This is a genomic window from Mycobacterium sp. E342, assembly GCF_001667665.1.
Taxonomy (GTDB): domain Bacteria; phylum Actinomycetota; class Actinomycetes; order Mycobacteriales; family Mycobacteriaceae; genus Mycobacterium.
Map to the genome: position 1 here is coordinate 1 of NZ_LZJM01000163.1, position 7,371 is coordinate 7,371.

The 7,371-nt window shown below is 67.9% G+C and carries 7 protein-coding genes; 1 reads left to right on the top strand and 6 read right to left on the bottom strand.

The window, feature by feature from the left end:
• The 6 genes from A5692_RS11725 to A5692_RS11750 all read right to left on the bottom strand — a co-directional run.
• A partial coding sequence (locus tag A5692_RS11725) for an SDR family oxidoreductase (protein ID WP_068056104.1) occupies nucleotides 1-825 on the bottom strand: 825 nt, incomplete at its 3' end.
• A 50-nt stretch (nucleotides 826-875) separates the two neighbouring features.
• Complete coding sequence (locus tag A5692_RS11730; protein ID WP_068056089.1) at nucleotides 876-2,303, bottom strand: aldehyde dehydrogenase family protein; 1,428 nt, start codon at nucleotides 2,301-2,303, stop codon at nucleotides 876-878.
• A 196-nt stretch (nucleotides 2,304-2,499) separates the two neighbouring features.
• A complete protein-coding gene (locus tag A5692_RS11735; protein WP_156766043.1) occupies nucleotides 2,500-3,432 on the bottom strand; it encodes a class I SAM-dependent methyltransferase in 933 nt (310 codons plus the stop codon).
• A gap of 49 nt (nucleotides 3,433-3,481) precedes the next feature.
• Complete coding sequence (locus tag A5692_RS11740; RefSeq protein WP_068056095.1) at nucleotides 3,482-4,423, bottom strand: class I SAM-dependent methyltransferase; 942 nt, start codon at nucleotides 4,421-4,423, stop codon at nucleotides 3,482-3,484.
• 64 nt (nucleotides 4,424-4,487) lie between these two features.
• Nucleotides 4,488-5,123 (bottom strand): TetR/AcrR family transcriptional regulator, encoded by a 636-nt coding sequence (locus tag A5692_RS11745; RefSeq protein WP_082962613.1) that lies wholly within the window; start codon nucleotides 5,121-5,123, stop codon nucleotides 4,488-4,490.
• 2 nt (nucleotides 5,124-5,125) lie between these two features.
• Nucleotides 5,126-6,109 carry a pirin family protein gene (locus A5692_RS11750; RefSeq protein ID WP_068056099.1) on the bottom strand — a complete coding sequence of 328 codons (984 nt, stop codon included), beginning with the start codon at nucleotides 6,107-6,109 and terminating at the stop codon, nucleotides 5,126-5,128.
• Between the two features lie 182 nt (nucleotides 6,110-6,291).
• Between A5692_RS11750 and A5692_RS11755 the strand changes: the two genes are divergently transcribed.
• Nucleotides 6,292-7,371, top strand: a 1,080-nt coding sequence (locus A5692_RS11755) for a chloride channel protein (RefSeq protein WP_197514431.1), incomplete at its 3' end; no start/stop codon positions are given.

A 7,371-nucleotide genomic window follows, 5' to 3' on the forward strand; every position in this document is an offset into this window, starting at 1 on the left:
GTCGTCGATCTCGGCCCAGTGCGCGGCGACGTCCTCCACCGACGGCGGCTTGTCGAAGTTGGCGCCCTCGTTCTGGAACAGCGCCACTCGCTGCACCTTGCCCCCGCCAACGACGAAAACCGATGCGTTGTTGGCGTTTTCCTCGGTGCACAGGTAGGCCACCACCGGCGCGACGTACTCGGGCGTCAGCTTCTCGAGCACCTCCTTGGGCAGGATGTCCTCGGTCATCCGGGTGGCGGCGATCGGCGCGACGGCGTTGGCGTGGATGTTGTACTTCGCCCCCTCCTGCGCCAGCGTGTTGATCATGCCGACCAGGCCGAGCTTGGCCGCGCCGTAGTTGGTCTGCCCGAAGTTGCCGAACAGGCCACTGGTGGAGGTGGCGACGACGACCCTGCCGTAGCTCTGCTCGCGGAAATGCGGCCAGGCGGCGCGCAGCACGTTGTAGCCGCCGTACAGGTGCACCTTGAGCACGGCGTCCCAGTTCTCGTAGGTCATCTTGTGGAACGTGCCGTCGCGCAGGATGCCCGCGTTGCTCACCACGCCGTGCACCGCGCCGAACTCGTCGAGCGCCGTCTTGATGATGTTGGCCGCGCCCTCGGGTTCGGCGACGCTGTCGTAGTTGGCGACGGCCCGGCCACCCGATTCCTTGATCTCGTTGACGACGTGGTCGGCCATGTTGTGGCCGGCGCCGGTGCCGTCGCGGGCGCCGCCGAGGTCGTTCACGACGACACTGGCGCCCTCACGGGCGAGGGTCAGCGCGTATTCACGGCCCAGCCCCCCACCGGCTCCGGTGACGACGATGACGCGATCCTGCACTCCTGGCATCAGGTTCCTCTCTCAGGTGAAAACGACGTCGTGATAAGCGATTCGAGGTCTCAGAACATCCGGCGGGCCATCTTGAAGGCCCGCGCCGTGTACGGCGGGTAGATGAAGCTCGACAGGTCGGGCCGGGTCGGTTTGGTCAACACCGACTTGCGGTGGCTGAACTCCTCGAAACCGTAGCGCCCGTGATAGGCGCCCATACCCGATGCGCCGACACCGCCGAACGGCAGCTTGGCCGTCGACACCTGGAAGGCCAGGTGGTTGACCAGCATGCCGCCGGCCGGCACCTCCTTGATCACCCGCTCGCGGGTCTCCCGAGTCTTGGTGAACAGGTAGGCCGACAGCGGCTTGGGCCGGGAGTTGACGAAACGTATTGCGTCGTCCAGGGATTGGACCGTGATCACCGGCAGCACCGGCCCGAAGATCTCGTTCTGCATCAACGGGCCGTCCGGGTCGGGGTCGACCACGACGGCGGGCTGGATCCGCAGGCTCGACGGGTCGCACTTGCCGCCGACGATGACCTTGCCGTCGCCGCCGGCCAGGTAGCCGCTGATCCGGTCGAACTGACGCTGGTTGACGATCCGCATGCCGTTGGGCTTGTCGGAGGTGAACTTGGTGATGGCCGCGCCGATCTTGTTCACCAGCTCGTCGCGAATCTTGGCGTCCGCCAACACATAGTCGGGGGCGACGCAGGTCTGGCCGGCGTTCAGCAGCTTCATCCAGGCGATCCGCTTGGCCGCGACGTCTACGTCGGCGTCGGCCGCCACGATCACCGGGCTCTTGCCGCCGAGCTCCAGCGTGCACGGCGTCAGGTGGGGTGCGGCGCCTTCGTAGACCTTGCGGCCGATCTCCGTGCCACCGGTGAACAGCACGCGGTCCAGGCCCTGCGCGATGAGCTCCTGGCTGACCGAACCGTCGCCCTCCACGACGACGATCGCGTCGTTGTCGAGGTATCTGGGCACCAGCTCGGCCATCAGGTGCGCCGACGCCGCGGCGATCTCCGAGGGCTTGAGGATGACGGCATTGCCCGCGGCGATCGCGCCGACCGCCGGACCCAGCGTCAGGTAGAACGGGTAATTCCACGCGCCGATGATCAGCACCGTGCCGTACGGCTCGTATTCGATCCAGCCGCGACCGGGCAGCTGCGGCATCTCGAGCAGCTGGTACTTCCGGCGCGTCCACCTGCGCACCCGCTTGGCCGCATACTTCGCTTCGCCGGCCGTGGTCGCGACGTCGGCGATGAACGCCTCGAACGGGCTGCGGTCCAGATCCTGGGCGAGGGCGTCCGCGATGGCCGCCTCGTTCTCTTCCATCAGCTTGGCCAGCTGCAGCAATTGCCGTTTGCGCCACTCGATGTCGCGGGTGCGGCCGGTGGCAAAGGTCTTGCGCAGCCGCTCCACCGTCGCGGGGATGTTCGCCGGCTGCGGGCCTGGCGCCCCATTGGTGGCGGATGTCGTGGGTGTAACCGATTCGGTGGTCATCGTTGTCCTTCCCTGCTTCGGTCATCCCGGAGGCGTCCGCGCTCCCGGCGCGCGACGCTCGTGGGTGATAACCGCGATCCTAACCATCCGGTTGGGAGAGCAGTAGAAAGGATCCGGCCGACCACCACGACCGTCGCGCCGACGCCGGCGGCTCGGAAGATCGGTAGGTCGCGGGAGCCGTCCCGCGGGCGGGGAATTACAGCCGCTCGGCCACGACGAAGTCGGAGAAGGCGTCGTCGTCGGCGGCCAGCGCGACGTTCTCGATCCAGCGGCCCAGCCGGCGCATCTCGTCCGTCGAGCGCTGCGCCTGCGCGCGCCAGCCGTGGTTGTTCAGCCAGTCAGTGACGTCCGCCCGGTGCTCGTCGCGGTACATCAGCTCCCCGACGTCGACCGTCTCTTCGATGCCGAGCTCGTCGGCGACCTTGCGGAACCGCTCACGCATCTGCTGCCGGCGCTCGTCGGCGTGCGCGGGCGCGGTCTCCGCCGAGACGCGGCTTCCCGCCGGGCTCAGCTCGCCGATCTGCGTGAACAGCCGGTCCTGCGCCTCGGCCGGCAGGTACATCAGCAGGCCCTCGGCCAGCCACGCGGTCGGCGCCGTGGGGTCGAAGCCCGCCGCGCGCAGCGCGGCCGGCCAGTCCTGGCGCAGGTCGATGGCCACCGCGCGGCGATCGGTCGACGGGGTCACGCCGTTTTCCGCGAGCGTCGTGGATTTGTACTCGAGCACCTGGGGCTGGTCGATCTCGTACACCACGGTGCCCGCGGGCCAGTCGAGGCGGTACGCGCGCGAGTCCAGGCCCGACGCCAGGATCACCACCTGCCGGATTCCGGCGGCGACGGCGTCGTTGAAGTAGGTGTCGAAGAAGTGGGTGCGCACGGCCTGGTAGCCGCGCATGTGCTCGAGCTGCGCCGCGGAGTCGGCGTCGAGGGCTTCGATCTTGGCCGCGACGTCGGGGTCGAGCATGTGCTCCCACAACACCCCGGCGCCGGCGTTGGTCACCAGAAGTTTGGCGTAGGGGTCGCGGATGAGGGCGTCGGGCCGTTCGGTTTCGACGGCCCGGGCCGCGGCCACCATGACCGCCGTACTGCCGACACTGGTCTTGATGTCCCAGGTGTCGTCGTGGGTGCGCAGTGAGCTCATCGCGTTGCTCCTCGGGTCGTAAGGCGAAAGGGCGACAGTTCTAGGAAGCCGGCTCACCGAGACGCGCCCGCAGCAGCGTGCTGCGGACCGCCTCCTCGGCCAGGTCTTCGGGCACCGGGCGGCCCAGCCGGGCCATTTCCTCGCGGTTGTCCACGGTCTCCACCTGCCAGCCGTGGTTGCTCAGCCACTGGCCGGCGTCCGAACGGTCCGGCTCGTGATAGGTCAGCGCCTGCACGTTGACGTCCAGCCCGAGCCGTTCCCGCATCCGCAGCCAGCGCTGCGAATTGCTCCGGGAGTTCAAGCCGAACGCCTCGATCGCCACCCGGCTCCCCGGGGCGCTGAGAGCGGTGAACATCTCGAAGAGGCGATCTTGCGCGTCGCTCGGCAGATACGGGAGCAGGCCCTCGGCAAGCCAGGCGGTCGGTTGAGCGCGGTCGAATCCGGCCGCGGCCAACGCCGCCGGCCAGTCGTCGCGCAGATCGATGGGAACCGGGCGGCGACTCGCCGTGGGAACGGCACCGTGCTGCTGCAGGATTCCGGTTTTGTATTCGAGCACCTTGGGTTGGTCGATCTCGTACACCGCGGTGCCGTCCGGCCATTTCAAGCGGTAGGCCCGGGAGTCCAGCCCGGCCGCCAGGATGACCACCTGCCGGATCCCGGCCTTGACGGCCTCGTCGAAGTATTCGTCGAAGAAGTGCGTCCGCACGGCCTGGTAGTCGATACCGATGCGGTGCGCGCGGCGTCCCTGTTCATCGCCGTCGAGCCAGGCCAACGCGGGGTCGGCGAGCCGCGCCCATGCGGGACCCGCGGACGAGACCAATATGCCGGCGAACTGGTCACGGATCAGCGGATCGTCTCCCGCGGTCTCCGCGGCGCGCGACGCGGCGACGCCGAGCGCGGTGGCACCGACGAGTTCGGTGATGGTCCAGGTGTCGCCGGCTGATCGCAAAGAAGGCGGTATCGACGCGTCCAGGTCAGTCATGACCCGGCCATGCTACCGGGATAAGTTAGTTAGCCTATACGCTTTGTGGTCAACTTCACTGCGGCTACGCGTCGGACACCCGGAAGGCGCCTTCGAGCAGTCGGCGCATCATCCCGGTGATGGCCAGCAGAGCCTCTGGGGTCTGGACGAAGCCGGCGTACAAACCCACCCCGCACATCAGGACAACCAGTGCCTCGACCAACGCCGACGCGTCGAAATCGGCCGGAACCTCACCCCGCCCGATTGCAGCATTGACGGCCCGGACTAAAAACTCCCGGACGATCCGGACAGAATCGTTTTCCGTCGTGTTCCATTCCGGATGGCGCTGCGACTCGAGTACTCCGGTGATAATCAACGCCGACCCGGCGGGAGTGTCGGAATTGGCGCGCACCGCAACAGAAATGAACGCGGCGAGCTGCGCCGGCAGTGTGGCTTCCCGCTCAGCCTCTCTGATCCCGGTCCCGATGATGGCTTCGTTGGTTTGCTCCAACACCTCTCGGTAGAGGACCCGCTTGCTGGAGAAGTAATGGTTGATCGCCGGCCGCGTCAGGTCGGCGCGGGCCGCGATCGCCTGGAACGTCGCGCCGTCGTAGCCGCGTTCGCTGAACACCAGGCGAGCGGCCCTCATGATCCGCTGTCGCGTCTCGTCGGCCTTTGCCGCAGGGGGCCGTCCCGGTCGGCGGCTCACCCCTGACGGCATCGTTAAAGTGTGCCACCGCCATGGTGCGGCATCAGGGCATTTGGCGGAATGCTGCCGAACTTCCCGGCCTGGTAGTCCTGCACAGCCTCGACCAATTCCGCCCGGGAGTTCATCACGAAAGGCCCGTAGTGAAATACCGGCTCGCGAATGGGTTGGCCCCCCAGAAGCAGCACATCCATGGCCGTGATGCGCGCCGATTGTTGTGCCCGGTCGGCGCCCACGGTGATCCGATCTCCGGGCCCGAGCACCGCCAATTGCCCCGCGTGAATCGGGTGAGCGACCGGACCGACATATCCGCTGCCCGACAGGACATAGATCAGCGCGTTGAAATCGCGCCGCCAGGGAAGGTTGATGCGGGCGCCGGGTTCCATCGTGGCGTGCGCGAGCGTGATCGGCGTGTGGGTGACGCCGGGCCCGCGGTGACCGTCGATCTCGCCGGCGATGATGCGGACCAGCGTTCCGCCGTCGTCGGAGGCGATCAACGCCGCGTCGCCCCCTTCGATGGCCTGGTAGCGGGGCGGCGCGAATTTGTCCCGCTTTGGCAGGTTCACCCACAACTGGATCCCATGGAACAGGCCGCCGCTGTCGACCAGTTCGGCGGGCGGCGTCTCGATGTGCAGGATGCCCGAACCGGCGGTCATCCACTGCGTCGCGCCGTCGGTGATCAGGCCGCCACCGCCGTGCGAATCCTGGTGGGCGAACTTGCCGTCGATCATGTAGGTGACGGTCTCGAACCCGCGGTGCGGGTGCCAGTCCGTTCCCCTCGGCTCGCCCGGTTGGTACTCCACCTCGCCCATCTGGTCCATGTGTACAAAGGGGTCGAGGGCGGCGGCGCTGACCCCGGCGAAGGCCCGGACGACCGGAAAGCCCTCGCCCTCGTAGCCTCGCGGCCCGGTGGTGGTCGACCGGACCGGCCGCTCGGTGTCGGCGGGCGCGGCCGCTCCGACGCGCGGCAATGTGAGGGTGTTTGCGGTGATGGCGGGCATGTGGACCTCCGTAATGAGAACTACTCGTATAACCGGACCGCGGTCCGATTATTCCGGGTGCCGACCTGGCGGAAGCCAGATGATTGCGTAGTGCAATATTTGCTGTGGGAGATGGTCGTCGCGTTTTGCCGTCCCGAGTCGGTCAACGGGCAAAGTGCGGCGGTCGGGGGAAGGATGCGTGGATGGGGCAGAAACCGATGGCCGCCGACCCCGTCCGCGCGACCCGGCCGGTGGCCATCGCGGTGGGCCGATTCGCGGGCTGGCTGCGCGCGAACCGGCTTGGGTTGTTCTGCGTCGCGATCTTCGTCGGGCTCGGCGCCGGGTTGGGCGCGATGGCCTTCCGGTACCTGATCTACGGCTTCACCTGGTTGGCGACCGGACACGACGAATTCGGCCAGGACGGCTGGGTGGGCAGCGACCATTTGCCCTGGCTGGGAATAGGCTTTTTCGTGGTCATCCCCGTCATCGGCGGGCTGCTGTACGGGCCGCTCATCTCGCGGTTCGCCAGGGAGGCTCGCGGCCACGGCGTCCCCGAGGTCATGATCGCGGTCGCGGAGAACGGCGGCCGCATTCGTCCGCAGGTGACGGTGGTGAAAGCGCTGGCCTCCGCGCTGTGCATCGGCACGGGCGGCTCGGTCGGCCGTGAGGGGCCGATCGTCCAGATCGGGGCGGCACTGGCGTCCGGCTTCGGCCAATGGGTGCGGATGCCGGAGAACCGGCTGCGGGTGTTGGTGGCCTGCGGCGCCGCCGGCGGCATCTCGGCCACCTTCAACGCCCCGATCACCGGGGTGTTCTTCGCCGTCGAGCTAATCCTGCGCGAACTGTCCGTCGAGGCGATCTTCACGATCATGCTGTCGTCGATGGTCGCCGACGTGGTCGCCCGCGTCTTCTTCGGCTCCGCCCCGTTCCTGACCCAGTTGCCCGCCGGCATCGAACTGAATCACATCGCCAACTACCTGCTGGTCGCGCTCCTCGCGGCCATCGCCGGGCTGATCGGCATCCTGTTCAAGAACGTCCTGTACAAGACCGAGGACCTATGCGACCGGGTGTGGGGCGAGCGCCCCGATTGGGCGCGGCCGGCGGTCGGCGGGATCGTGCTCGGCCTGCTGCTGCTGGCGATGCCGCAGCTCTACGGAGTCGGCTACCCGGTGATGTACGCCGCCTTCGCCGGCCATTACGCGCTGTGGTTCTTGGTGGTCCTCGCCGCCGGGAAGATGCTGGCGTGCAGCCTGACCATCGGCATCGGCGGATCGGGCGGGGTG

Excerpts from the sequence above, each read along its gene's own strand:
- A5692_RS11750 (WP_068056099.1), bottom strand. The coding sequence starts at position 6,109 with ATGCCCGCCATCACCGCAAACACCCTCACATTGCCGCGCGTCGGAGCG.
- A5692_RS11740 (WP_068056095.1), bottom strand. The coding sequence starts at position 4,423 with ATGACTGACCTGGACGCGTCGATACCGCCTTCTTTGCGATCAGCCGGC.
- A5692_RS11730 (WP_068056089.1), bottom strand. The coding sequence starts at position 2,303 with ATGACCACCGAATCGGTTACACCCACGACATCCGCCACCAATGGGGCG.
- A5692_RS11745 (WP_082962613.1), bottom strand. The coding sequence starts at position 5,123 with ATGCCGTCAGGGGTGAGCCGCCGACCGGGACGGCCCCCTGCGGCAAAG.